Source organism: Bradyrhizobium sp. 159 (assembly GCF_023073795.1).
GTDB lineage: Bacteria > Pseudomonadota > Alphaproteobacteria > Rhizobiales > Xanthobacteraceae > Bradyrhizobium.
The window spans coordinates 12,529-37,173 of the sequence record NZ_JADPKE010000114.1; the positions used below are offsets into that span (position 1 = coordinate 12,529).

Here is a 24,645-nt window from a genome sequence, read left to right on the forward strand (position 1 = left end):
ACTCCAGCGCTGGCCTCTCCCCGTCATTGCGAGGAGCCCTTGCGACGAAGCAATCCAGACTGCCGCTGCGAAAAGACTCTGGATTGCTTCGCTGAGCCTGTCATCGGACCGCGCTTCGCGCGGGCCCGTGGCTCGCAATGACGGAGAATGCGGCGCTCTCACAGGCCGCGCTTCGCGCGGCATCAGTCCCCTACCGCGTCATCTTGATCTGCCGCACGACCGGGATCGTGGGCAGCGAGCCGGTGTGGTCCGTCTCGTCCTTGGCCTGCGGCGCGCTAGGTGCGCGGGCGGTGGCGTCAGGGAAGCGCTGCTTCATCTCCCGTAGGAAGCCGTCGAGCGTATCGACGCTGGCGGCAAGCTTGGCGATCTCGGCGAATTCGGCGCTCGAGGCCGCGGCGGGCTTGCTGGCGATGTCGAAGGCGAGACGGTCGGCGCTCTCGCTCATCAGCGGGGCGTATTTCTCGCGGAAGCGCGACAGGCCGATCGAATCGTCGGCGAGCGCGTAGCCGACTGCGGCACGGATGATGTCGCTCTTCTCGACCGCATTGAGCGGCTTGAAGTCACGGAAGCGCTCGCCGTAATAGAGCTCGATCTGCTCGGCGGATTCGCGCCAGCGCCGCGCGGCCCAGAAGATATCGGAGCGCAGGCGCAGCACTTCGCGCCCGGAGACGTTGGAGACGATATCGAGCGCCAGATCGTGACGGCCGACGTCGCTCTGCGCCCGCCCCTCCAGGAGGAGGCGCTGCTGCCTGAGCTCGCCGGCGAGATCGCTGATGCGGCTCGCGCGCAGCGCGGTGATCGCCATGTCGGGCTTGCGGTTGGCGAGATAGATCATGGCAAGGCGCGCGGCGACCTGGGCGCGGGCGGCGCCTTCGAGGCGGTGATCGACCTGGTATTGCAGAAGCTCGGCGGCCTGGTCGAGCAGATCGACTGAGGCGAGACGATCGGCGAGACGGCGGATCAGCTCGTCGCCGCGGCGGCCGATCGGTGTGAGCTCGCGGAACTCGTAGAACATCCCGAGCGCCTCGACCGGCGGCAGATCGTCGCCCTTTGGTCCTAAGAAGATCTGCGTGAACAGGTCGGAGGCGAGATCCTGCGCCTGGCGCGAGGCTTCCGCGTTCGGCTGGAGCTTCGTCGCGGTGCGCGCCGCCGTGAGCGCGTCCCGGTAGCGCCCGTTCTCGGCATAGAGCTGCGACAGCATCTGCAGCGTCTTGACCTCGATCGCATCGCCGCGCCAGGTCATCGATAGCGTCTCGAGCTCGCGCAGCGCTTCTTCCTTGCCGATCTCGTCACGCTTCTGGCGCAGCGCGACCTCGAGCTGCTTGGCCTCGGCCGCTGCCGGTCGGTCGCTCGAGGCGACCGCGTATTTGTAGTCGTCGAGCGCATCCTTGTCGTGGCCGAGTGCCTCGGCGAGCCGGCCCCGCAGCACGGCGAAGCCGGGCGCAGCTTCGGGCGAGACGCCGACCACCTCGAGCTCGCTGCGGCGCTTGGAGGCGCCGGCATAGTCCTTCACCTCGAGCGCGGCGCGCATCGCGTCCATCGTCACGATGCGCTGGATGTCGAGCGGCAGCGAGGCGATGGCGAACTCGACGTTCTTGAATTTCTCGCGCGCGTCCGCCCATTTGCCCTGGCGCGCATAGGCGAGCGCCTTCCAGAGCTGGGAATCATGGCTGTTGCCGATCACGGGACTGGCGAGGTCCTTCAGGCCCTGCGCCGGCCGGCCGATCAGGATGTTCGCGATCGCATGCATGATCAGCGCGCCGCTCTCCTCCTTGTTGAGGGGATCGCTCAGCATCAGGTCCGTCACGGCCTTGGCCTCGTGATACATGGCCCGCGACATGTAGAACTGCGCGAGGTCGAGCCGCGGCAGCGACCGCAGCGCGGGCTCGACGGCCGAGATCGCCGTCGTCAGCTCGCTCTGGCGCGTCCAGAAATTCTCCGACTGCCCCTTGCGCCAGCCTTCAGGACTGAAGATCGGGCGCACCGCGGTCGGGGCGCGCTCGGCCGAGATGTCCACCGGCGACAGCGTCAGCCCGCCCTTCTTGCCGAGAATGACCTTGTCGGCGCCGACCTCGACCCCGACCTCGTCGGAGTTCGGCCGGATCGCGATGCCGTGCGCCGATTCCAGCAGCGAGAGATCGACCAGGTCCTGCCGCTTGATGAAACCACGCACCGGCCGCTGCGCCGTGACGACATAGAGCGTATCGCCGGCATCAGGGTCGGTGAGCTTGTGCAGCAGGCCTGGATTGGCGAAGGGGATCGCGATGTTGGCGAGCGCAGGATCGGTGATGTTGCGCGACATCATCAGCGGCAGCGGCGTCGCCTGGATCTTGTCGGCGAGCGTCAATAGCCAGTTGGTCTCCTTGCCGACCTCCTCGCTCGTCAGCGAGTAGACCAGCGGACGGGTGAGGCGGATGTGAACCGCCTGCCCCTTGTCGAGCGGCACGCAACCGACCTCGCCAATCATCGCCCCGCCCTTGCTGCGGATCGCCTCGACATCGATCGGCCTCAGTGTATCGAACACCAGCCAGACCGTATCGCCGCGGCGGAACGCCGCCGCAGGCGTTGCGACCTGAAGCGGGAACGTGACGCGCAGGCCGTCGCTGTCACGGCGCACATCGACGCCGGCAATACCGGGCTGCACAGCCGCCGGCCCCTGCGCAGGAGCAGCTTTCGGAGCTTCCTTGACGGATTCCTTGGCCGGCTCTTTCGCAGCTTCCTTTACAACCTCTTTCGGTGCTTCGGCAGGGGCGGCTTCGGCAACGTGCGGCGCCGGCTTCGAGGCTTCCATGGGCGCTGCCGGAGCGTGCGCAGCCTCAGTCGCGGGCACCGGTTTCGGCGCTTCGACCGTCGGCATCGCGGCGAGCCCTTCCGGCTTCACCTCGGGCTTGACGTCGGGCTTTGCCTCTATTCTGGCTTCACGCGCGATCGTCTCGGACGTCGGCGGCACGATGTCGCGATGAGCGTCCTTCGGCTTCTCGGCCGCCGGCTTTTCAGGCGCAGGCGCAGGTCCGTGAGATGCGGGCTTGACCTGCGCGATCGCCGCCTCGGGGGTCGCCGCCGCTCTGCCCCTGTCCGGCTGGAAGGCGATGTCGACAATATAGTTCTTCTCGTCGCGGAACGAGTGCACGTCGGAATCGCCGATCAGAGCGATCTCGACACTGGTCTGGTCGATGTCGGCCTTCTGCTTGATCGAGGCGACGTTCGGCGGCGCAGCAACGACCGCATCCGCCAGATCGAAATTGAGGTTGGCGTTGAACGCGAGCGTGAGCTTCTGCTCGTTGAGCACGGAGGACACGCCGACGCCGTCGGGCATCTCGAACACGAAGCGGACGAAGGTCGGCTGCACCGAGGCGCGGACGCGGATCTGCGGACGCTTCTTGGCCTCGGCCGCGGCGCGCTGGGCGCGCAGCGCACGTTCGGCGACGCGCGCGCGCTCGGCCAGCTCCTTGACCACCTCCATCGGCAGGCTCGGCGGCGGCCCCTTCCAACCCTCCGGCAACAGGTCGATGAAGGTGCGCTCGCCGGCATTCATGGTGTTGACGGTGACCCGGCGCGCCAGCGACAGGCGGATGGCGCCGCCATCGGGATCGCGCCGGGCGGAGTTGACGTAGTCGGGCGCGCCTTCCGGAACGCGGTCGACGGGAACGTCGACGGACCGGTCGAAACGGATCACGAGAATGGAGCCGGCCGTCGTCACCTCGGAGGGAACGTCCTCGCCGAGCTTGATCACGAGACGGGCAAAACCGCCACCGGCGGAAAAGCTCGCTTCGCCCCTGACAGGATCGGCCGCCCGGGCAGGCGCAGCGAAACCGATCAGCAGGCAGGCCGCGAGCACCGCGTTGCGGATATGACGCGACAGCCCCAGCGCCAGGGCGCGGGCTCGCGATACAAATCCAGCGGCAGCCTTTCGCGCCATTAGCGGCATTTCTTCCGGTCTGACAATCCATGCCGGCAATCGCGCCGGCCGGTGCCGTCGACTGTAGGTCTCGCCAATTAAGGACTTGTTAATGCTATATCTTGATTTGCTGTGGAGAGAGCACGCCTCGTCAAATCGAGCGTGGGCGGTCCGCCAGCTTTGGATTTGAGACGCAGGCGGTTAAGGAATTGTTCACACCTGCCCAACTGCGCTGCCGCCACCAGTCAATCGTTCGAGGGCACTCCATAGCGGGCAAAGTCCTCGCGGATTCCAGCGTCGATTCTTCTTGCCGCCGAAATATCGCTATCGCCGCCAGCTCTGTCGCCGAGCTTGAGTCTGGCAACCCCGCGGCCGTAGAGCGCGCTCGCAAGCTTGGGCATGAACCGCAGCGCCGAGTTGTAATCATCGATAGCCGCGGAGAGTTGCCCCATTTTCAGGTTTATCAGAGCTCGCGAATCGTATGTTGCGGCGTTGTTTGCTTCGAATAGAAGCGCTCTGTTGCAGTCTTCCAGCGCAGCCTGCAAAGCCCCGAGGACGGCCCGGGCCCAACAGCGTCCGCTCCACATCGCCTCGAGATTCGGATCGAGGCGAATTGCCTCGTCATAGTCCTGCGCTGCACGGTCGTACGCATTCCTCTTCAGGTAGGCCGCCGCACGGTTGGCAAAAGCAGCGGCATAGTTCGGGTTGAGCTTGAGCGCCTCCTCAAAAGCGCCAAGGGCCAGGTCGTACGCGCCCGTTCTTAGATAGGCCACGCCGAGGTTGTTGAAGGCTTTCGGATAATTCGGGTTAAGCCTGGTCGCTTCAACGAAATCCTTGATCGCGCGTTCATAGTTGTTTTTGGCGCTGTAGGCATTGCCCCTGTTGTTGTGGGCGACAGCGAAGCCGTTCGCCGTCCCATCGCCGGCATCGATAAAGGCCGTGCAACCATCGATCCGAGCTTCGGGCGACACGCGGTCTGAGCCGTTACACAGTTCAACATTCTTCAGGGAGCTGCCCTTCTTCGGCTTCTGCGCCCAGCCCGACGAACCGGACAGCACAAGGATAACAATGAGCATCACGGCCTTGATCAAACTGGCTCTTGCGGTCATTTCCACACCAGGCGTCCGACTCCGACAGCGAGCGAAGCGCTAATCCTGATCTCTCTGCCCGGCCGGCGCTGCGCGCGCATTACCGCGGCTTCGGGCCAAGCAAAGTTCTCAGCATCCCCGACAGATGTTGAGCCTGCGATTGCTGCTTCGATCAGGCTCCGGCGCCGCGGATGTCGCCGGCTTCTTCAGGAGCTTACTTTTGCCCTCTTCGATCAGGGTCGAAAACTTGACCGACCCATCATCCGAAATCTCGATATGCGGCGTCGTGCCTCGGATTCCCAGCGTGGCGACGGGAGTCTCGACCTTCATGTCGCCGGTCTTTGCGACACTGCCAGCAACGAACGTGAACGTGCCCCTGGCGAGATTGAACAGGGTTGCATTGGAATTGCCGGCCGGCTCATACACATAATGATCCAACACCATACGGGCGTTGCTCGATAGATTGAACGAGCTGCCGTCGGTGAAGTTGATTCCCACTCGGCCATCGGCCCCGGTCAGCACCACATCACCGAGATATACAGGATCACCGGTGTTGGCCCGGCCGGGCTCACTCGAGACATTCGCCTGAACGACCACTGCGCTCGCATGCTCGATGGTGACCCAGCCTGTGGCCACCACCACCTTCCCAATCGGTTTCGATGACGAGGTAGCAAGGGCGGGCTTGGCGGAATCGATTTGCCCTCGAGCCGCACTCGGCAAGAAATTGGCAAGCGCCAAAACAAGGCCGGTTGCCAAAGCGACCATCGTAGGTTTGCACATGATCCCCCCTTTCTGAGAAGATCTTGTCGGCATCGGCGGCGCATTGAAGCCGCGAACGCAGCACAACAAATATAATTGTTGTTTAATTAGTTTAATTGACTTAATTTATATCCAATATTGCGAAAGCGCCACCTATTTAAATCGTTTGTCAATGCAATCACTTTGGCGGGAGGGGCATGTCGGGAATGACAGTACGGCATCGCCGTCCCCGAGAATGCGTCTCTCTCTCTAGAGCGGATTTGATTATTTCGGCGGGCGAGCCTCGGCTGCCAGCGCCTGGGATATCTGTCCCTTGGCGAGGGTCGCCCTGAGAAGACCATGGCAGCACGCCGAGCCTGAATCGATCACCCAGGCGAGGTCGAACGATGTTAGTTGCATCCGGCATCGAGGTTGGTAACGGGGCCGCCGTGGCCCTGCCCGTCGAAATCATCGGCCATATTCATAAAGTGATCGGTTGCGGTACGCTTACGCGAGCGACCGGCATCGCCACACAGGCGGTAGCTGGTGCGCTTGTCTACCGGGGCGACGTGCTGGAGACCGATGCCGACGGACAGATCACAATTGGCTTCCTCGACGGTACTTTCTTCAACATCGCCTGCGGCACTCGCGTAGTGCTGAGCGAGTTCGCCTTCGACGTCGAAGGCATGTCACCTGCAGCCTTGTTCGACGTGACCCGAGCGAGCTTCAGTTTCGTACCAGGCCGGCTAGTAGAAACCGGGTCATTCCAGCTGAATACCCCCATCGCAGCCATTCGCGCCCGGAGCCACGCGGGCGGCTTCGGGATGCTGACGCTTGCGGCATTGACTTTCTCGACCGCGCAAAATGCCGAGGCCGCGGATCCAGATGTTACATTCTTGGATGACGATTCCATCACTTACAAGGACCTCGCGCACGGTGCATTTGAGCTCGTGACCAAGGAACCGATCCCGCGCCACATCATCGTCGAGGATCCGGGCGAGACGATCGTCCTCAAGAAGGTGGGATCCACCATCAGCGTCAATCAAGTCGCGAACACCGCCGCTCGCATGGACGAGTTGCGCGCCGCGCAACAGGATGTGCTCGCCAATCTCACACAAGGGCAAGGGCCGCATGGCTCGAGCACCCCTCCGTTCGTCAAATCCCAGCCGCTGCAGCCGATCAACTTCGTTCCGCCTGATACGCCGGAGCTGCAGACTTTGCCGATTGTGTTGCCCTTCGCCATTCTGGAGCCTGTGGGACGTCTACCGCCGACGCTCAGCACCGGGGCTGGGCCAGCTGAACGCGACAGGTGGTGTTTGACACATTCACTGCGACAACAGGAACTTTCAGTGCCAGTAGCACCAACGGCGGCGGCCAGCTGACTTTCGGTGTCATCGGGGCGAACGCCGCTCATACGGTCCTGGATGGGGTGACGTACGATCTGTCGAAGACAAGCCCCTACGGGATACTCTACGTCAACAGCACAAGCGGCGCCTATACGTTCGTGCCTAACGACGCTGCGATCAACGCGCTGAAGGCGCCCACGACTGACGGTTTCGTTATCACGGTCTCTGATGGATTCACCTCGGTCAATCAGACGTTCACGGTCACCATTAACGGTGTCAACGACGCTGCAGTGATCTCCGGCACCACGACCGGTTCGATCATCGAGGCTGGCGGTATCGCGAATGGAACGCCCGGCACGCCGATTGCGACCGGCACCCTTTCCGATACCGACGTCGACGATCCGCCCAATACGTTCACGGCCGTGAGCTCGCCAACGACGAGCGCCGGCGGCTATGGCACTTTCACGATGACGGCGGCCGGCGTGTGGGTCTACACCTTGGACAACGCCAACGTCGCTGTGCAAGCGCTCAATGCCGGCGAGACGCTGACCGACAGCTTTACGGTGACCACGATCGGAGGCACCGCCCAGGTAGTGACGATCACCATCCACGGAGCCAGTGACGCGGCGGTCATTTCCGGCACGACGACCGGCGCAGTGATCGAGGCTGGCGGCATCGCCAATGCAAATCCCGGCACGCCCACCGCGACCGGCACGCTCATCGACACCGATGTCGACACGACCGCAAATGCTTTCACGGCAATCGGCTCGCCAACAGCGAGCGCAGCCGGCTACGGCAACTTCACCATGACGGCAGCGGGCGTGTGGACCTACACGCTCGACAACACTAACGGCGCGGTGCAGGCGCTCAATGCCGGCCAGACACTGACCGACACGTTCACCGTGACCACGCTGGACGGATCCGCCCAAGTAGTGACGATCACCATTCACGGCAGCAACGATGCTGCCGTCATTTCCGGCAACACCGCCGGCTCGGTGACCGAGGCCGGAGGCGCTTCCAACGCGACACCCGGCACGCCGAGCGCAACAGGCACGCTCGTTGCGATCGACGTCGACAATACGTCCAATACCTTCACAGCTGTGAGTTCGCCCAAGGCAAGCACGAATGGGTATGGCACCTTTACGATAACCGCCGCCGGCGTGTGGACCTATACGCTCGACAACGCCAACGGCGCGGTGCAGGCGCTCAATGTCGGCGGCGCGCTCACCGACAGTTTCTCTGTCACAACCCTCGACGGCACGCCGCAGGTGGTGACGATCACTATTCAGGGCAGCAACGACGCGGCTATCATTTCCGGCACCACGACCGGCTCAGTGACCGAGGCAGGAACTTTCTCACCCGGCATTCCGATCGCGACCGGCACGCTCACCGATACAGACGTCGACAACGCGCCGAACACGTTCACCGCAGTCTCCTCGCCTGCTGCGAGCGACGATGGATATGGCACGTTCACCATGACGGCGGCCGGCGTATGGACTTACACCCTCGACAACAACAACAGCGTGGTTCAGGCGCTCGAGGTCGGCGACCCGTTGACCGACACTTTCACCGTAACTGCCATCGACGGTACCAGGCAGGCGGTGACCGTCGCCATCCATGGCGCCAGTGACGCAGACCCGAATGACTTTGATTATCTGGCCACCGGATCTGTCGTGATCTCCGATCCACCCAACGTGTATGGGACGCCGGGGCCCGAAACCATCGCGGGCGGCGGCGACACAGGTCAGATCATCTACGCGGGGGCCGGCAATGATACGGTCAATGGCACCGGCAAAGCGGACGTTCTCTATAGCGGCTCCGGCAATGACACGATCAAAGGTAACGACGGGGATGACGCCATCTACGGGGGCTCGGGCAACGATACAATCAACGGCAACAACGGCGGCGACACCATAACTGGTGGATTTGGTGCGGACCAACTCACCGGCAGCAATGGGAACGACCGTTTCGCTTATTTGTTCGTAGCCGATTCCAACGCAAGCCAGTTCGACACCATCACCGATTTCGCATCGGGGTCCGACAAGATCGACTTGACCGCTCTTGGCGCGCTTGGGTTCGTCATCTTGGCCTTGAGCTCAACCAGCACGGCCGTGCCGGCACATACGATCGCCTGGCTCTATGACAGCGCGGCGAATGAAACCATCGTGTACGTCAATCCAACGGACCAGACCCTGCACATCGGCGATTCCGGTCTGCTCGAAATCCATTTGCAGGGGATTGCAACCATCGACGCGTCGGACTTCCTCTTGGCGCCAGCTGCGGCACCTGTGATGGCGGCTGCCAGCGAACCGCTCGACCTCAGCGCAACCGCGCAGAGTGACGCGACGATGATAGCCACTTCCGAGGTCTCGTCCGATTCCGGGAGCGGCGACGGCACGCTATCCGCCAATGGGAGTTCCACGATCCCCTCAAGTGAGGCGACCTACAGCCTGAATTGGAGCTGGGACCAGATCGGACCGACCGAATATTCCAGCCTCTCCAGTTCAGACGACGTGCAAACGCACCTGACCGAACCGCCCCGCAATGACGCATTAGCTCCCTCAGCCAGCGGACTGTCTACGATCTTGCACCACATGGCCGCACCGACGGAGGTCACTTTTATCTTCGATCAGATCGATGTGGCCGACACGGAGACTATCATTGGCAAGAATGGCGAGCTCGCCGGAAGTGCCCACATGCCTGATGTTGCTCTTGCAGCACTGGACATGGCCCACAACCCCGCTGAACAGCACGCCGGGCTTGCGCTGGGGAGCGTTGCCGGGAATCATGGCGCCGCGAGGTCGGAAAACGCTGACAATGCCGCTCTTGCTCACGGCCACACCGGCCATGACGGCGCAGACACGACGCCCAACCCGAGCCTGCTGAAATCGGCTGGCGGCGTCAATCATTCGCCCTCAAGTAAAGCGGCCGACGAGGAGCATGATCCGCACCATGCACCGTCTGGGTCAGCGCCTGCCGATCCCCAGCAGCTCGGCGAATCATTCGAATTCAAGGATGACACTTCACACGGCCGGCGGTCACTGCCCAACGCAGAGCTCGATGATCTTTCTAACCCGGCCGATCATCACGACCACGCTGGAGGGGCCCACGGATCCGAGCTGGTGGCTATGCCTGAACTGTCCCCGCCAAATATTGATCCAACTGACCGGGCAGGTACAGCTCACGGCCACGTGCTGCACGATCTGATCGTGTGACGCCCAACTGCGTCTTCAGTGCTGTTTCCGGTGCCATCCGGCGCGGAGGAGTTCTGTTGATCGAGAGAAGATTCATCATCGTTGCCGTCGACTCCTTCGGGCGGCGCTGCATGCTGATGGCTTAGCGCCGATATCCAGGCGGACGTCATCGCCGCTATGAGGACCCGGTTGACGGCCTCAATTACGCGTTCTGCTGCGGACGAGTAGTTCATGGCCTCCTCCTCCCGCGCTGCTGATTGCGAATGGCCCAAGCCTACGACGATCCCTCGAGTGCCACTGTCCGCTGCTTCACACCCGCGCGCGTCAACTCACCGCAGTCTCAGAAGATGCCGCGTGCGGCAGCTGCACCCGCGACGGGAGGTTGATGTGCTGCATTGATGAGTTGCTGAGCGCGCGCACTCACAACCTTGGAGGCGTTGCGCTTCGCACGCGACTCTGAATCAGATGTGATCTCGGCGATGCGAATCGATTGGTTAGCTTTGGGGGTAATCAATGAGCGGAGAAGCCGGTTGCATTGTGTGTAGCAGGGCAAGAGCGGTCGTAGCGATCGTTCCGATTGCCAGAGGATATGCCCTGAAAGTATATGAATGCTCCTGTTGTCATAGCACGCTGCAGCTCGTGACTCGCGTCACGAAGGCCGCGCTGATCAAGCAGCAGCTCAATACTCTTCCTCGCGTTGAGAAGCAGTTGCGCCCGCCTGTTCGCAGGGTGCAACAGGCGCTTGCAAACTAACCAAGCAAGGGCGTCTCGCTGGGCTGCAGTCGGACAACCGCGCGAACGCAGGTTGCCAAAGCACGCTTCGCCTCGCGCCCTCAATTCGGCTTTTGCGTCGGCTTGCCGTCGATCTTGGGCAGATCGCCGGCCGAGGCGGACTGATCTCCGCCGCCATTGGCCCGCCGGGCCATCTCGACGGTGAGCCGCTCGGCCGCCTCGGGCGACATCAGTCCGAGGATGTCCGACATCTTGCGCGGCGCGATGGCCGAGGCGATCTCGATCAGCACGCCCATCTCGAGCCGGTCGAACACCCGCGCGGCATCCTTCGGCTTCATGCCCTCATACATGGTGACGAGGCCCTTCATGCGCTGGGCTTCGGCCGCCTTCTGCTCGGCCTGGGTTGCGGAGATGCGGGTCTCCACCGCCTTCATCTCCTCGACCTTGTTCTCGATGCGCTTCTCGGCCGACTTCAGCAGGCTCTCGCGAATGTCGATCTCGCGCTGGCGGGCCTCGATCTCCTGGCGGCGCGCCTGCAATCGCTCGAGGATCGCGCGCTCGGCGGCCGAGACCTGCGGCTGGGCCTCGTCCATCTTGATCACGGTGCCTTCGGGCTTGCTTTCGGGAGCAGCCGGCTTCGGCGCCTCCTTGGGCGCGCCATGAGTCGATCCGGTGATGTCAGGATCCTCGCGACCGGTTGGGAAGTTCAGATTCTCCTGCGCCCAGGATTTCTTGGCTTGGTTCGGATTGTAGTCGAACACATAGCCGCCATTGATCGCGAGGCCCGCGACCTTCAGCGTGGCGAGACCTGCGACGGCCACCAGAACGACGGGGATGACGCGGATGTTACGAAAGGACTTCATACCCCTGACTTCATGCGGCAAGGCCGTTGGATCGCCGGCGCTCGGAGAAAGCTTCAGCCGCCGCCGCGACCGCCTTCGCCGTCGTAGGCTTGGCCGCGGGGACGGCAACCGTTTCCGGATTGGTGACGGGACGCGCGGCGGTCGCGATCTTGGACAGGCGCCGCACCACGTTGTCGGCCTCGCCGAGCTGCTTGTGGAGCTGGTCAGACATTTGCGTCGCTGCCGCGAGCTGGCTGCCGAGGTTCTCGTTAACGTCGCGCACGGCGAGCTTCAGTCCGCCGATCGCGCGCTCGGCGATTTCAGTCGCGGTGATCAGCTCGCCGATTACCGCCTTCAGCGAATGCTCGTCCGCCTTCAGCCGCGTCAGCCGCTTGTTGAGCATGACACAATAGACGATCGTCAGCATCAGCAGGATAGCCACCAGCGACTCGATCGCCATTCCCAGGGAGTGGTTCATGGGGCCTCTATCATCTTGTTCTGCTCGTCAACCTTCTCGAACATCGCAAGTGTCGTACTTGGCTTGCGCAGGGGTTTCGTCACCCGGATCGCGACCCGGTCGCCGACCCGGCCCATCCGTCCTTCGGTCAGGGTGACGCTGCCGCAGCGCACCGACACGTTGGCATCCGCGCGCATCTCGAGCGGCAGCGTGTCGCCGACCTTGAGCCGCATCAGCTGCTTGAGCGGAATGTCGGCCTCGTAGAGCACGGCGTCGACGGCGATCTCGGCCTGCACGATCTCGGTTGCGAAATGCCCCTCCCAGACCGGGTCGCGGCCGAACTTTTCGCCCATGAACATCTGGAGCAGGACGCCCCGGATCGGTTCAATGGTCGCGTAAGGCAGCAACAGCTCGATGTTGCCGCCGCGGTCTTCCATGTCGATGCGCAGGCGCACCAGGATCGCGGCGTTGGCGGGACGGCTGATCGCGGCGAATCGCGGATTGGTCTCGAGCCGGTCGATCGTGAAGGTCACTGGGGAGAGCGGCCGGAACGCCTGCTCGGCATCGGCCAGCACCACCTCGACCAGCCGCTTGACCAGCTCGGTCTCGATCGTGGTATAGGGCCGCCCCTCGATGCGGAGCTGGCTGGTGCCGCGGCGGCCGCCGAGCAGCACGTCGATCATCGAGTAGATCAGGTTGGAATCGACCGTCGCCATGCCGAAGTTTTCCCACTCCTCGGCCTTGAACACCGAGAGCACGGCCGGCAGCGGGATCGAGTTCATGTAGTCGCCGAAGCGCACCGAGGTGATGCGATCGAGCGAGACTTCGACGTTGTCGGAGGTGAAATTGCGCAAGCTCGTCGTCAACAGCCGCACCAAACGGTCGAAGACGATTTCGAGCATCGGCAGACGCTCGTAGGAGACCATCGCCGAATCGATGATCGCACGAATGCCGGAGTGGTCGTCGAGCGTGACATCGCCGACGGTGAAGCCGAGGAGATTGTCGATCTCCTCCTGCGACAGCACCCGCTCGCCGGAATTCTTGCCGCTGCCGAGATCGCGGCTGCCGTCCTCGACCATCGCCGCCCATTGCAGGGCCATGGTCTCGGAAAGTTCGTTCTCGGCGGCAGCCTTGGCGGCCTCCGCCGGATCCTCCGAATCGAGCGAGGCCTCCCATTGGGCGGCAATCGCATCCTGGTCCATCTGCTCGGTGCCGGCCATGGCGCTAGCTCATTCCCCTCACTGCACCACGACTTCCTTGAACAGCACCGCGCTGACCTGGATCGGGGCGACCGCCGCGTTGACGCGCTTGGTCAGTTCCTCCTTGAGGCGGAAGATGCCGGCGGAGCCGTTGAGGTCGGAGGGGCGAAGTTCGCGCACATAGGTCTGGAAGATGTCGGTGACGCGCGGCATCGTCGGCTTGATCGCCTCGATCTGCTTTTCTTCCTTCAGCTCCAGCACGATCTTCAACCGCAGATATTGCACGCGCTCGCCGGGCGCGCCGGCGAGGTTGACCATCATGTCGGGAACGTCGACGAAAGCCGGCGGCTTCGGCGGCGGCGCCGCCTCGGCATGGTGCTCGTCGTCGCCATGACGGAAGAAGAAGAACCACGTCGCAGCACCGCCGCCGAGGACGGCGAGCAGGCCGACGGCCATGATGATAAGCTTGAGCTTGTTCTTCGGCGGAGCGGCTTCCGCGCCGTCAGCGGCTGCGCCGCCTTCCGCTTCATTCTCTGCCATGATCGCCGCGCCCGGATCTCTCAAAGGGGTCGAAAGAGCGAAGCCTCAGACAGTGACGCGATACAAATGCCCCAGCGCGATGCGCTCCTCTTCATGGCAAACGCTACGGTAATAATGGTTAACGGAACCTTTCGATTGGGCCTCCGCTAGGAAAAATCTGCCGGGCAAACATGGCTAACAGAACCTTTCTGCCGCCCTCCCGCACCCCTCAAATTTCATCAAGTGCTTTAAATTACACGACTTTTAGAGTTGGCACGGCTTTCGCTGAGAAAGGGCCGAGACCCGACGGTTTGGGAGAACCAGACGGTCTCGTTCACGGGGTCCGCCAAGGCGCTTGGGAGAGCGAGGTGGCAGATCTCACTCAGGGGAGAATTCCGATGCAGAACGCGCTTCTGATCGGCTTGTCACGGCAGATGACGTTGGAACGGCAGATGGATGTCATCGCCAACAATGTCGCCAATGCCAATACCAACGGCTTCAAGGCCGACCATTCGCTGTTCGAGGAGTACCTCAACTCGAACGCGCGTGAGGACAATTTCCTCGGCTCCGACCGCCGGGTCTCCTATGTGCAGGACCGCGGCACCTTTCGCGACGTCGGCCAGGGGCCGATGGAGCCGACCAACAACCCGCTCGACATGGCGATCGACGGCAACGCCTATTTCGCGGTGCAGGCCAATGGCGGCGAGCGTTACACCCGCGACGGCAAGTTCTCGCTCAACAGCACCGGCCAGCTCGTCACCTCCGACGGCAACCTCGTGCTGAGCACCGCCGGCCCGATCACCTTCCAGCCGACCGACCACGACATCAACGTTGCACCCGACGGCACCGTCACCGTGCTCGAGGGCACGGCGAAGACCGACTCCATCCGCGGCAAGATCCGCATGGCCTCGTTCGACGATCCGGCCAAGCTGACCAAGCTCGGCGCCAACCTCTATGACATCGGCTCCGCCGTCCAGCAGGCCGACACCAAATCCAGCGTGCGCCAGGGCTACGTCGAGAAGTCGAACGTCAATGCGGTCGGCGAGATGAGCCGCATGGTCGAAGTCATGCGCAGCTACACCGCCATCGCCAGCCTGCTCCAGCAGCAGAGCGACCTCCACAAATCGGCGATCGAAAAGCTCGCCGACGTTCCGGCCTGATTGAAGGAGAACTGACATGCAGGCGCTTCACACCGCAGCGACCGGAATGGCGGCACAGGAACTCAACGTTCAGGTGATCTCCAACAACATCGCGAACCTCCGCACCACCGGCTTCAAGAAGCAGACCGCGGCGTTTCAGGACCTGATCTACGAGCACGTCCGCCGCGTCGGCGCGCAGTCATCCGACCAGGGCACCATCCTGCCGGTGGGCGTCGACATCGGCGGCGGCGTCAAGACCGTCGGCACGCCGCGCAGCATGACGCAAGGCACGCTGTCGCAGACCGGTAACGATCTCGACCTCGCGGTCTCGGGCGACGGCTTCTTCAAGATCCTGATGCCCGACGGCACCTACCAGTACACCCGCGACGGCACCTTCCAGATGGACAATCAGGGCCGCATTGTCACCGCACAGGGCAACCCGGTGCAGCCGACGATCACGATCCCGAACAACGCCTCGGGCCTGACCGTCAACGTCCAGGGCCAGGTCTCGGTGACCCTGCCGGGCTCGTCGACCTCGACCATCCTCGGCCAGATCGGCCTAACTCGCTTTATCAATAAGGCCGGCCTCCAGCCCGTCGGCAGCAATCAGTTCACCGAGACACCCTCCTCCGGCCCGCCGCAGGACGGCACCGCGACGGCCGAAGGTTACGGCAATATCACGCAAGGCAGCCTCGAGCAGGCCAATGTCGACGTCGTCTCGGAAATGAGCGACCTGATCGCGGCCCAGCGCGCCTACGAAATGAACGCCAAGGTGATCAGCGCCGCCGACCAGATGATGCAATCGACGACGGCGCTGTTCCGCTGAGGTGATGACCATGATCCGGACCACCCTCGCCACGATCTTCGCTCTGCTCGCGCTGGCACTGCCGGCAGCGGCGGCCGACGATTTCATCGCAGCGCCGACGCTGCGCGCGAGCGTCACCGTGACCTCGGACGTGGTGCGGGTCGGCGATCTCATCGACAACGCAGGATCTGCCGCGCTGATCCCCGTCTACCGCTCGCCCGATCTCGGCACCACCGGCGCACTGCCGGTCGCGCAGGTGTTGTCGGTGCTCCGCGCAAAACAGGTGATCGGCATCATGACCGGCGACATCAAAGAGGTCCAGGTCACCCGGCTCGCCCGCACGCTCGCCAGCAAGGACCTCGAAACCGCAGTCGCCTCCGCGCTCGAGCGCCGCTTCGGCCTCGGGGAAGCCGCCAACATCACCGTCACGTTCGACCGCGGCATCTCCGACATGCGGTTGGATGCCTCCAACACCGGCGCGCTCCAGCCGGTTGCAACCCGCTATGACGCCCGCAGCGGCCGTTTCGACGTCGCCTTCGAGATCAACAACGACAACAATCCGACGCCGACCAAGCTGCGCTTCACCGGCACCGCGATCGAGACGGTGGAAGTGGCCGTGCTGACGCGCGACATCGACCGCACCGAGCTCCTGAAATCTTCGGACGTCGCGCTGGAGCGCCGGCCGAAGGCCGAGGTCACCGGCGAGCCCGCCTCGCGCGATCGCACCGTCGGGATGCAGCTGCGCCGGCCGATGCGCGCCGGCATGCCGATCCGCGTCGCCGACATCGTCAAGCCCGACTTCGTGGTGCGCGATCAGACCGTGACCATCATCTACCAGGTGCCCGGCCTCCACCTCACCACGCGCGGCAAGGCGATCGAGAGCGGCGCCGAGGGGGACACCGTCAGCGTGCTCAATTTGCAATCCAAGCGTACGCTGACCGGAACCGTCACCGGCCGCGGCCAGGTCACCGTCCAGGGCGCCAGCCAGTCCGCACCGATGACGCCCGCGATCGAGCAGACCTCGTCGATCAAGCGTGACGACGTGCCGGCGGCCGCAGCCCTCGCCCAAAGTCTGGTCCAAGCCCCTGTGTCTCCGGCCCAGATCGCACAAGCCCAGATCGCGCAAGTTCGCGTCTCGCAAGCTCCAGCCAAGTCAGAGTAAGTTCATGTCTCCGTTCAGTTCGGCTTTCCACCTTCGTCGCATCGCGATCTCTGCCCTGCTGCTGGCGACTTGCGCCCTCGCAACCGGCTGCTCCTCGATCGACCGCCTGTCGCAGATCGGCGAGCAACCGAAATTGTCGGCGATCGACAATCCGACGACGCAGCCCGGCTACAAGCCGGTGCAGATGCCGATGCCGAAGCCGGAAGTCGCCTCCTACAATCCAAACTCGCTGTGGCGCAACGGCAGCCGCGCTTTCTTCAAGGACCAGCGCGCCCGCCAGGTCGGCGACCTCCTGACGGTGACCGTGAACATCACCGACAAGGCCAACCTCTCCAACGAGACCCAGCGCAGCCGCACCAGCAAAGAAGACTCTGGAATTACGGACTTCATCGGCAGCCAGACAGTCACGCAGCCGCTCAAGGTTCTCCCCGGACGTCTTCTCACCACTGACTCGACATCCTCGGCCGACGGCAAGGGCTCGGTCAACCGCCAGGAAGCGTTGCAGACCAACGTCGCCGCGGTGGTCACGCAAGTGCTGCCGAACGGCAACCTCGTGGTCGAGGGCAAGCAGGAAATCCGCGTCAACTACGAGATCCGCGAGCTCGTGGTCGCCGGCATCGTTCGCCCCGAAGACATCCAGAGCGACAACACCATCGATTCCAGCAAGATCGCACAGGCCCGCATCGCCTATGGCGGCCGCGGCCAGATCATGGACGTGCAACAGCCGCGCTATGGCCAGCAGGTCATGGACGTGCTGCTGCCCTTCTAAGCTTCTTTAAGAGCTCCCACATCGTGTTCGCGAACCTAGGCGCGAACGACGATGTACGACGCGGCCTCCGGTAGCTCCCCTGCCGGAGGCCGCATGTATTTTGGAGGTGGATGCTAGCGGGCTGTGAGTCAGGTCGCGCCATAGAAACGACGTCGCTGCCTCAAACACCGTCGCAATGACGAGCTTGCCGGGCGCTATCTACTCTCCCCCCCTGTCATCGTCCGCGAAGGCGGACGAACGATCCAGTACTCCAAGGCGCCCGTTGCTAAATCGATGCGGCGCGGCTTACTGGATTCGCCGCCTTCGCGCGGAATGACAGCATAGAATGCCGTAGCCCCCTCACGTAAACTCCGCCTCCACCGTCCCCAATCCGTCCAGCTCCATGCGCACCTTGTCGCCGGCCTTCAGCCAGAGCGTCTTCACCAGGCTGCCGGTGAGCACGAGCTGTCCCGCATGCAGGCTCTTGCCTTCGGCGGCGAGATGGTTGGCGAGCCAGGCGAGTGCGTTGTGGGGATGACCGAGCACGTCGGCGCCGGTGCCTTGGCTCACCTCCTCGCCGTTGACGATGGCCCCCCCCTTCACCGCGTTCAGATCCGGCACCGACGAGCGCGGAACCAGGGGCCCCAGCACGCAGCCCGCGGCGAAGAAATCGTCGGCGATCAGCGTCGGCGCCCCCATCGTCTCCCACTTCACGTAGCGATCGTCGACGATCTCGATCGCGGGATGGTAGGCGTCGACGGCCTCGCCGACCCATTCGGCCGTGAACGGCGCCTCGCCGGCGGCAAGGTCGCGCTTCAGCCGCACCGCGATCTCGCATTCGACGCCGACGCGGACATAGTTGGACGCGGCGAGCTTGGCGCCGCTGTCATGGACGCCGTTCTGGAACACGCCGCCGCCGCAAGGGTGCGGGATACCGATGTAATCCTGCATCACCTGGCTGGTGCAACCGATTTTGTAGCCGACGAGCGGCCCGACATGAGGCAGCAGGAGATCGTGCAGCGCGCGCTGGACCTGATAACCCTCGGCTTCGTCCGTGGGGGGGCGCTTCAGCGCCGCGAGCGGCGCATGGTTGCGGCGCGCCTGCGCGATCGCCTTTGCGGCTTCGAGAATCCTGTCCATCGGCGCCGCCTCCCACGCTACGCAACATTGCGGCTCAGTTCAGCATTCCCGTCCGCGCCTGACAAGCGCTGCTCGGCGCTGGGCCGAGCCGATTACGGGGGCTCCCGCCGCTTAAGAAAATATTGAGTTGGTTCGGGCCTTATGGAGCCGCGCGCCAGGCCCACTCGCCCCACGCAGCACCGAGGCTCGGATTGCAGCGATGCGTGAAGCCGCTGCGGCGGCGCATCAAGTTGCTGGTCGATCTCGTTGATGCGACTCGCAAAACCCTCCCCGCAGCTGAAGTGAATGTTGTTTCTCATGTGAACTCATGTGAGCTTGCAGGAATCGACGCTACCTCATTGATCCTGATTCATATTTCGCGATCATGAGACGGGCGCCTTGTCGTGGTGCCTGAACCAGCACCACGACAGGCCAAGCGAAGCTGCTCGCCTCAGGCGTAGCCGAGCGCGATCCGGATCGCAATTTCGACCGGCGAGTAGTCATGGTCTACACGGTCCAGCCGATAGGGCTCGGCCGGAGGAAGGTCGGGCTGTGCCATGAAGCGTGGTGTCCGTCCGCGGTGCTTTTGCGCAGCGTGCACCAGGAAAGGATGGCACAGATAGACCGTGCCCGCCTCGCCCGTCGCAAGGGCGATCTCGCAATCGGCCCCCATGTCATCCAGCACCATCCGCGCACGACCCGCCTCTCCCGCCGGCGCGAGATAGCGCGCCATCGGCATGTGCGAGCCGCTCCTGATCCGCGTCGGCGCGTCGTGCTCGCCAACATCGGAGAACAGGAACAACATCAGCAGCGCGCGGCCGCGCGAGACAATATTGGCTCGCCACGGCGAATAGTCGTGCCGCTCGTTGGGGTCGCAGTCCTCGCCGGGAAAGCTGAGGTCGATGTGCCAGCCAGCATCGCCGGGATCGTCCGGATGTGGGAAGCGCACCGCAAAGGTGCCGCCGATATCCTTGCGCGCCCGCCAACGGCCGGCGCCGACCAGCTGGTCGAACGCGCGATGCAGCACCGGCATGTTGGCGATCTCTCGAAATGGCGGACCGCCATAGCCGGACAGCCGGATCACAGGGCGCGTCCAGGTCGACGGATCGTGTTCGCTGCACGGTAGATCGCGCCACAGGATGGCTCGTGCTTGCTCGGCGAGTGCGCGGGGAAAGGCGTTGTCGATCCGGACAAAGCCCTGTTCAATGAATTCCTGGATTTGCGCAGGCTCAAGGGCAAGCGCGTCATCTCGATCGCTCATGATTATTGTCTCTCAAGCTATCGCCAGCCATCCTTGGGCCCGCGTCATGCGGAGCCTGGCCGGCTCATTTCGGTTCACTGGAGTCAGGCCAGGCGGCAGCCTGCGCGGTCGATCAGCGCTTCCGGCTGGAAGCGGGATCAGCCCAAGCGATATTGAGAGTGCGAATCATCATAGCGGCGCGATCTACGCGCCAAACCAGCGGCGTTCAAGCGACGCCCTGCCTCCAAAAACAAAGAGCCGCAACTCTGCGGCTCGGGCTCTATTCGTCGCGATAGACCTTCTCGCGCTTCTCGTGGCGCTCCTGCGCCTCCACCGAGAGCGTCGCGATGGGCCGGGCCTCGAGCCGCTTCAACGAGATCGGCTCGCCGGTTTCCTCGCAATAGCCGTAGGTGTTGTCCTCGATGCGCTGAAGCGCGGCGTCGATCTTCGCGATCAACTTGCGCTGGCGGTCGCGGGCGCGAAGTTCGATGGCACGGTCGGTTTCAGACGAAGCCCGATCGGCGAGATCGGGGTGGTTCACGTTCTCCTCCTGCAGGGCTTGCAGGGTGAGCTTGGACTCTTTGAGGATCTCATCCTTCCAGGCGAGGAGCTTCAGACGAAAGTACTCCTTCTGCCGGTCGTTCATGAAAGGCTCTTTGTCGGTCGGACGGTAGTTTTTCAACTTTTCCAAAGGGCGGCCTATCTGTCTAAGCAACGACTCGCAAACGGAACGGGGTCCGTCGAGCGGGGCGTTATATAGCGGCCTCCTGTGACAGACAATATTTCCCTGCCGCCTCGGTCGCCGCCCCCAAGCCCTTGCACAGGAAGGTTTATCCGCAAAGGCCCGGGGGCGGCTGACAGCTCAGTAGCCGACCGTGAAACGCTGCCTCGGATGGGCCGGCCGCTCGATCTCGTCGGCGAGCGCAATGGCGTAGTCGGCGAAGGTGATCCAGCTCTTTCCGTTCGCATCTGCGAGAAGCTGGTCGCTCCCGAGCCGGAACTTGCCCGTCCGCTCGCCCTCGACGAACAGCGCCGACGGCGAGATGAAGGTCCAGTTCAGGTCCTTTTCCTGCCGCAACAGGTCCAGGAAGGCCCCGCCCTTTTCCGCCTCCGCCTTGTACTGGGCGGGAAAGTTGGGAGTCGTCACCAGTTTCACGCCCGGCGCCACTTCCAGGCTGCCGGCGCCACCGACAACGAGGTAGCGGCCAACCTTGGAGTCCTTCGCAGCGCCGATCAGCCGGAGCGGGTCGCTGGCCAGGAAGTGCACGGAACTCACGGCGACGTCGTGCCCATCCCACAGCTTGGCAAGGCCGGCCTGATCGCGCACGTCGCCCCTGGTGGGCGTGACGTTCGGCAGGGCGGCGATCTTTTCGGGGTTGCGAGCAATGGCGGTGACGCTATGGCCGCGACGAGACAATTCTCTGGTGATTTCCGACCCGGCCCGGCCCGAGGCGCCGGCAACTGCGATTTTCATGGAAGGCTCCTTTGCTTCGTTAGTACCTAGTAGTAACTTGATATCGCAAAGAATGCTGGTGTTAAGAGAGCACTTCGTGCTTACCTGATAACGCTGGAGTAACCGGCGAGCATATTCGCAAAGCACTAGGATGGAATCCGAGGACTCGACGATGAAGCCAGACGTCTATGCAGCGAACTGTCCGACGCGCCAGATCCTCGATCGCGTCGGCGACAAATGGGCGGTGCTGATCCTCTTGCTGCTGCGCGAGCAGCCGATGCGTTTCAATCAGTTGCGCCGCACGATCGAAGGCATTTCACAGAAGATGCTGAGTCAGGTTCTCAAATCGCTCGAACGCGACGGCCTGATCAGGCGCCGCGCCATCGCGACGGTGCCTGTCACGGTGGAATATTCGATCACGCAGCTCGGGCTGACGCTGGCGGCGGCGGTCGATCCCCTGCGCGATTGGGCCGAGCAGAATTTGAAGGACGTGCTCGCTGCCCAGCGCCGCTACGACGCACAACAGAAGGAGGAAGCGGCGTAGGCGCTCTCGCAGGAGCGCGCTCTGCACCCCAACCTCCGCTGTCATGCCCCGGCTTGCCGCCTTCGCTAAGCTCCGGCGGGCCGAGTACTCTTGTGGCCCCGGCGTAGCGTTGGCGGAGACGGGACCGGGCCATCCAGTCCGCCGCGGCTTCTTGAATCAACAACGTCTGTCTCTGGAATACTGGATCGCCCGCCTACGCGGGCGATGACAGCCTGCCTGTCTTACGCCCGGCCGGCCTTCGCCAGTTCGACCTCCACGCGCAGCTCGATCTCCGAGAGCACGGAATCAAGTCCGGGATCGCCCGACGACGACTTCAGGTTCGCCGCCGCGTCGCGCAGCCGCATCACGGTCGAGGCGTCGAGATTGCCGGAGAGGAGCCCCATCTTGAGATCGTCAAGCACGTCGAGCGCAGTCTTGCCGCGGGCGACCGAGCGCTTGCGGCGCGCGACCGGATCTTCTTCGACGCCTTGCAGTGCGAGCAACGCATCGATGTTCCCGGCGGCTTTCGGCGCGGCAGCGCTCCGCGTCTCCTGCGCCGACGAGGTGTCGGGCAGGACAAAGGTGCCGGAACCCGTCCGCCGGGCCTGGCTGGCCGTCGTTCCAAGCGTGGTGCCGTTCGGTCCGTAGATGCGCATCGCAGCAATCCGGGTGGTCGATGCCTCACCTTCGCCGTTTTATGGTTAACGGCGCGTAAACGGCTCGGCAAAATCTGCCGACAGGCGGCAGTTTCGCTCCTCAGGGCGAACGCCGGCTGACACCGGTCGGAACAGATTTACTCAACCTATTCAGCCATCTACCCTGCTGCCCTCGCTTGGCACGGCGCTCGCAAGGAAAGCGCCGGACCAGCTCGTCATGGGAGTGTCGCAGACGGTCCTTTGATTTGAGGAGCCCTTTTTGGGGGGGACCTTTGGGGAGCAGAGGATGCCAGGCGTTCGTTGGGTGAGGATTGTTGGGGTGGCCTGTGCCGCGCTGTCGGCGCTGGCGCTCTCGGTCACGCCTGCAAGCGCGACATCGCGCATCAAGGACCTCGCCAATATCGAGGGCGTGCGGCAGAACCAGCTCATCGGCTACGGCCTCGTCGTCGGCCTCAACGGCACCGGCGACACGCTCAATAACATCCCCTTCACCAAGCAATCGCTGCAGGCGATGCTCGAGCGCATGGGCGTCAACATCCGCGGCGCCACCATCCGCACCGGCAACGTCGCCGCTGTGATGGTGACGGGCAATTTGCCGGCGTTCGCCACCCAGGGCACGCGCATGGACGTCACTGTCTCCGCGCTCGGCGACGCCAAGAACCTCCAGGGCGGCACCCTGCTCGTCACCCCCCTGCTCGGCGCCGACGGCAACGTCTATGCGGTCGCGCAGGGCTCGCTCGCGATCTCCGGCTTCCAGGCCGAGGGCGAAGCGGCGAAAATCGTGCGCGGCGTGCCGACCGTCGGGCGCATTGCCAACGGCGCCATCATCGAGCGCGAGATCGAGTTCGCGCTCAATCGCCTGCCGAACGTCCGCTTGGCGCTGCGCAACGCCGACTTCACCACCGCCAAACGCATCGCGGCCGCCGTCAACGACTATCTCGGCGTCAAGACCGCCGAGCCGATCGACCCCTCGACGGTGCAGCTGTCGATACCACCGGAGTTCAAGGGCAACGTCGTCGCCTTTCTCACCGAGATCGAGCAGCTCCAGGTCGATCCCGATCTCGCCGCCAAGATCGTCATCGACGAGCGCAGCGGGATCATCGTGATGGGCCGCGACGTCCGCGTCGCCACGGTTGCGGTGGCGCAGGGCAACCTCACCGTGACGATCTCCGAGAGTCCCCAGGTGAGCCAACCCAACCCGTTGTCGCGCGGGCGGACCGTGGTTGCGCCGCGCAGCAGCGTCACCGTCACCGAGGACGGGAAGAAACTGGCCGTCGTCAAGGACGGCGTATCGCTCCAGCAACTCGTCGACGGCCTCAATGGCCTCGGCATCGGTCCCCGCGACATGATCAGCATCCTCCAGGCGATCAAGGCCGCCGGCGCGATCGAAGCCGACATCGAGGTGATGTGATGCAGACCGGCGCAATCAACACCCCGCGCGTCGCCAACGCTTCGGCCTTCTCGGTCGAGAGCCGCAACGGCCGGCCGGATTTCGAGCTCGCGAGTGCCTTGCAAAAGGTCTCGCCGCAACAGCAGGCCAAGGCGCAGAAGACCGCCACCGATTTCGAGGCGATGTTCCTCAACAGCATGTTCTCGCAAATGACCTCCGGCCTGAAGGGCGAAGGCCCATTCGGCGACACGCCTGGAACCGGGGTGTGGCGCTCGATGCTGACGGAGCAATATTCGAAGAACTTCGCCAGTGCCGGCGGCGTCGGTGTTGCCACCGAAGTCTACCGCACCCTGATCATGCAGCAGGCGAAAACGATCCGCACGGCATAAGGTCAACC

General features: G+C 63.6%; 22 protein-coding genes. 9 read left to right on the forward strand and 13 right to left on the reverse strand.

The genetic code is table 11. The features are described from left to right. Window positions 1-190 precede the first annotated feature (190 nt). From IVA96_RS33300 to IVA96_RS33310, 3 genes are all read right to left on the reverse strand, one after another. Window positions 191-3,919: a tetratricopeptide repeat protein gene (locus IVA96_RS33300; RefSeq protein WP_247421832.1), complete on the reverse strand. Its 3,729-nt coding sequence runs from the start codon at window positions 3,917-3,919 to the stop codon at window positions 191-193. A gap of 224 nt (window positions 3,920-4,143) precedes the next feature. Further along, window positions 4,144-4,989, reverse strand: coding sequence for a tetratricopeptide repeat protein (locus IVA96_RS33305; RefSeq protein ID WP_346015467.1), 846 nt, complete (start codon window positions 4,987-4,989; stop codon window positions 4,144-4,146). Window positions 4,990-5,115: 126 nt separating this feature from the next. Then, window positions 5,116-5,751, reverse strand: coding sequence for a FecR family protein (locus IVA96_RS33310; RefSeq protein WP_247278064.1), 636 nt, complete (start codon window positions 5,749-5,751; stop codon window positions 5,116-5,118). Window positions 5,752-6,131: 380 nt separating this feature from the next. Here IVA96_RS33310 and IVA96_RS33315 point away from each other — a divergent pair, with 380 nt between their 5' ends. Together IVA96_RS33315 and IVA96_RS33320 are read left to right on the forward strand one after the other, a co-directional pair. Then, window positions 6,132-7,106 carry a hypothetical protein gene (locus tag IVA96_RS33315; protein WP_247421834.1) on the forward strand — a complete coding sequence of 325 codons (975 nt, stop codon included), beginning with the start codon at window positions 6,132-6,134 and terminating at the stop codon, window positions 7,104-7,106. Then, entirely contained in the window at window positions 7,037-10,285 is a 3,249-nt protein-coding gene (locus IVA96_RS33320) for a VCBS domain-containing protein (RefSeq protein WP_247421836.1), read from the forward strand. Before IVA96_RS33315 ends, IVA96_RS33320 begins: the two co-directional genes overlap by 70 nt. Here the strand turns inward: IVA96_RS33320 and IVA96_RS33325 are convergent. The 5 genes from IVA96_RS33325 to fliL all read right to left on the reverse strand — a co-directional run bounded on the left by IVA96_RS33325 (window position 10,252) and on the right by fliL (window position 14,034). Beyond that, window positions 10,252-10,497, reverse strand: a complete 246-nt coding sequence (locus IVA96_RS33325; protein ID WP_247421838.1) for a hypothetical protein — start codon at window positions 10,495-10,497, stop codon at window positions 10,252-10,254. The genes IVA96_RS33320 and IVA96_RS33325 overlap by 34 nt on opposite strands. Window positions 10,498-11,097: 600 nt before the next feature. Then, window positions 11,098-11,859, reverse strand: coding sequence for a flagellar protein FlbB (locus IVA96_RS33330; protein ID WP_247421840.1), 762 nt, complete (start codon window positions 11,857-11,859; stop codon window positions 11,098-11,100). Between the two features lie 10 nt (window positions 11,860-11,869). Continuing rightward, window positions 11,870-12,316, reverse strand: coding sequence for a DUF6468 domain-containing protein (locus IVA96_RS33335; RefSeq protein WP_247421842.1), 447 nt, complete (start codon window positions 12,314-12,316; stop codon window positions 11,870-11,872). Beyond that, complete coding sequence (fliM, locus tag IVA96_RS33340) at window positions 12,313-13,515, reverse strand: flagellar motor switch protein FliM (protein WP_247278069.1); 1,203 nt, start codon at window positions 13,513-13,515, stop codon at window positions 12,313-12,315. Before fliM ends, IVA96_RS33335 begins: the two co-directional genes overlap by 4 nt. 18 nt (window positions 13,516-13,533) lie before the next feature. Next, window positions 13,534-14,034, reverse strand: coding sequence for a flagellar basal body-associated protein FliL (gene fliL / locus IVA96_RS33345; protein ID WP_247278070.1), 501 nt, complete (start codon window positions 14,032-14,034; stop codon window positions 13,534-13,536). Between the two features lie 377 nt (window positions 14,035-14,411). Here fliL and flgF point away from each other — a divergent pair, with 377 nt between their 5' ends. The 4 genes from flgF to flgH are packed head-to-tail and all read left to right on the forward strand — an operon-like array spanning window position 14,412 to window position 17,888. Next, window positions 14,412-15,173 (forward strand): flagellar basal-body rod protein FlgF, encoded by a 762-nt coding sequence (flgF, locus tag IVA96_RS33350; protein WP_247421844.1) that lies wholly within the window; start codon window positions 14,412-14,414, stop codon window positions 15,171-15,173. Between the two features lie 16 nt (window positions 15,174-15,189). Further along, window positions 15,190-15,978, forward strand: coding sequence for a flagellar basal-body rod protein FlgG (flgG, locus tag IVA96_RS33355; RefSeq protein WP_247278072.1), 789 nt, complete (start codon window positions 15,190-15,192; stop codon window positions 15,976-15,978). A 10-nt stretch (window positions 15,979-15,988) separates the two neighbouring features. Next, window positions 15,989-17,119: a flagellar basal body P-ring formation chaperone FlgA gene (gene flgA, locus IVA96_RS33360; RefSeq protein ID WP_247421847.1), complete on the forward strand. Its 1,131-nt coding sequence runs from the start codon at window positions 15,989-15,991 to the stop codon at window positions 17,117-17,119. A gap of 4 nt (window positions 17,120-17,123) precedes the next feature. After that, a complete protein-coding gene (gene flgH / locus IVA96_RS33365; protein ID WP_247300082.1) occupies window positions 17,124-17,888 on the forward strand; it encodes a flagellar basal body L-ring protein FlgH in 765 nt (254 codons plus the stop codon). Between the two features lie 339 nt (window positions 17,889-18,227). Here flgH and IVA96_RS33370 read toward each other — a convergent pair whose 3' ends face one another. The 4 genes from IVA96_RS33370 to IVA96_RS33385 form a co-directional block, all read right to left on the reverse strand. Next, entirely contained in the window at window positions 18,228-19,007 is a 780-nt protein-coding gene (locus IVA96_RS33370; RefSeq protein ID WP_247421849.1) for a fumarylacetoacetate hydrolase family protein, read from the reverse strand. A 430-nt stretch (window positions 19,008-19,437) separates the two neighbouring features. Then, window positions 19,438-20,247 (reverse strand): phytanoyl-CoA dioxygenase, encoded by an 810-nt coding sequence (locus tag IVA96_RS33375; RefSeq protein ID WP_247421852.1) that lies wholly within the window; start codon window positions 20,245-20,247, stop codon window positions 19,438-19,440. 259 nt (window positions 20,248-20,506) lie between these two features. Further along, window positions 20,507-20,872, reverse strand: coding sequence for an RNA polymerase-binding protein DksA (gene dksA / locus IVA96_RS33380; RefSeq protein WP_085966600.1), 366 nt, complete (start codon window positions 20,870-20,872; stop codon window positions 20,507-20,509). Window positions 20,873-21,088: 216 nt separating this feature from the next. Further along, window positions 21,089-21,700, reverse strand: coding sequence for an NAD(P)-dependent oxidoreductase (locus IVA96_RS33385; protein WP_247421854.1), 612 nt, complete (start codon window positions 21,698-21,700; stop codon window positions 21,089-21,091). Window positions 21,701-21,851: 151 nt separating this feature from the next. Here IVA96_RS33385 and IVA96_RS33390 point away from each other — a divergent pair, with 151 nt between their 5' ends. Beyond that, window positions 21,852-22,223: a helix-turn-helix domain-containing protein gene (locus IVA96_RS33390; RefSeq protein WP_247421857.1), complete on the forward strand. Its 372-nt coding sequence runs from the start codon at window positions 21,852-21,854 to the stop codon at window positions 22,221-22,223. Between the two features lie 221 nt (window positions 22,224-22,444). Here the strand turns inward: IVA96_RS33390 and IVA96_RS33395 are convergent, their stop codons facing one another. Continuing rightward, window positions 22,445-22,858 carry a flagellar assembly protein FliX gene (locus tag IVA96_RS33395; protein ID WP_247421860.1) on the reverse strand — a complete coding sequence of 138 codons (414 nt, stop codon included), beginning with the start codon at window positions 22,856-22,858 and terminating at the stop codon, window positions 22,445-22,447. A gap of 286 nt (window positions 22,859-23,144) precedes the next feature. On the opposite strand from IVA96_RS33395, the gene IVA96_RS33400 reads away from it, so the two are divergent. Then, the gene (locus IVA96_RS33400) at window positions 23,145-24,269 is read left to right on the forward strand and encodes a flagellar basal body P-ring protein FlgI (RefSeq protein WP_247278668.1); all 1,125 of its coding nucleotides are present in this window, start codon (window positions 23,145-23,147) and stop codon (window positions 24,267-24,269) included. Further along, window positions 24,269-24,637, forward strand: a complete 369-nt coding sequence (gene flgJ / locus IVA96_RS33405; RefSeq protein WP_247421864.1) for a flagellar assembly peptidoglycan hydrolase FlgJ — start codon at window positions 24,269-24,271, stop codon at window positions 24,635-24,637. The genes IVA96_RS33400 and flgJ overlap by 1 nt, the downstream gene beginning before the upstream one ends. Window positions 24,638-24,645: the final 8 nt, after the last annotated feature.

What these genes read in the sequence shown, in the direction of transcription:
- IVA96_RS33300 (WP_247421832.1), bottom strand. Translation starts at nt 3,919, where the DNA reads ATGGCGCGAAAGGCTGCCGCTGGATTTGTATCGCGAGCCCGCGCCCTG.
- IVA96_RS33310 (WP_247278064.1), bottom strand. Translation starts at nt 5,751, where the DNA reads ATGGTCGCTTTGGCAACCGGCCTTGTTTTGGCGCTTGCCAATTTCTTG.
- IVA96_RS33315 (WP_247421834.1), top strand. Translation starts at nt 6,132, where the DNA reads ATGTTAGTTGCATCCGGCATCGAGGTTGGTAACGGGGCCGCCGTGGCC.
- IVA96_RS33325 (WP_247421838.1), bottom strand. Translation starts at nt 10,497, where the DNA reads ATGAACTACTCGTCCGCAGCAGAACGCGTAATTGAGGCCGTCAACCGG.
- IVA96_RS33330 (WP_247421840.1), bottom strand. Translation starts at nt 11,859, where the DNA reads ATGAAGTCCTTTCGTAACATCCGCGTCATCCCCGTCGTTCTGGTGGCC.
- IVA96_RS33335 (WP_247421842.1), bottom strand. Translation starts at nt 12,316, where the DNA reads ATGAACCACTCCCTGGGAATGGCGATCGAGTCGCTGGTGGCTATCCTG.
- fliM (WP_247278069.1), bottom strand. Translation starts at nt 13,515, where the DNA reads ATGGCCGGCACCGAGCAGATGGACCAGGATGCGATTGCCGCCCAATGG.
- fliL (WP_247278070.1), bottom strand. Translation starts at nt 14,034, where the DNA reads ATGGCAGAGAATGAAGCGGAAGGCGGCGCAGCCGCTGACGGCGCGGAA.
- flgF (WP_247421844.1), top strand. Translation starts at nt 14,412, where the DNA reads ATGCAGAACGCGCTTCTGATCGGCTTGTCACGGCAGATGACGTTGGAA.
- flgG (WP_247278072.1), top strand. Translation starts at nt 15,190, where the DNA reads ATGCAGGCGCTTCACACCGCAGCGACCGGAATGGCGGCACAGGAACTC.
- flgA (WP_247421847.1), top strand. Translation starts at nt 15,989, where the DNA reads ATGATCCGGACCACCCTCGCCACGATCTTCGCTCTGCTCGCGCTGGCA.
- flgH (WP_247300082.1), top strand. Translation starts at nt 17,124, where the DNA reads ATGTCTCCGTTCAGTTCGGCTTTCCACCTTCGTCGCATCGCGATCTCT.
- IVA96_RS33370 (WP_247421849.1), bottom strand. Translation starts at nt 19,007, where the DNA reads ATGGACAGGATTCTCGAAGCCGCAAAGGCGATCGCGCAGGCGCGCCGC.
- IVA96_RS33375 (WP_247421852.1), bottom strand. Translation starts at nt 20,247, where the DNA reads ATGAGCGATCGAGATGACGCGCTTGCCCTTGAGCCTGCGCAAATCCAG.
- dksA (WP_085966600.1), bottom strand. Translation starts at nt 20,872, where the DNA reads ATGAACGACCGGCAGAAGGAGTACTTTCGTCTGAAGCTCCTCGCCTGG.
- IVA96_RS33385 (WP_247421854.1), bottom strand. Translation starts at nt 21,700, where the DNA reads ATGAAAATCGCAGTTGCCGGCGCCTCGGGCCGGGCCGGGTCGGAAATC.
- IVA96_RS33390 (WP_247421857.1), top strand. Translation starts at nt 21,852, where the DNA reads ATGAAGCCAGACGTCTATGCAGCGAACTGTCCGACGCGCCAGATCCTC.
- IVA96_RS33395 (WP_247421860.1), bottom strand. Translation starts at nt 22,858, where the DNA reads ATGCGCATCTACGGACCGAACGGCACCACGCTTGGAACGACGGCCAGC.
- IVA96_RS33400 (WP_247278668.1), top strand. Translation starts at nt 23,145, where the DNA reads ATGCCAGGCGTTCGTTGGGTGAGGATTGTTGGGGTGGCCTGTGCCGCG.
- flgJ (WP_247421864.1), top strand. Translation starts at nt 24,269, where the DNA reads ATGCAGACCGGCGCAATCAACACCCCGCGCGTCGCCAACGCTTCGGCC.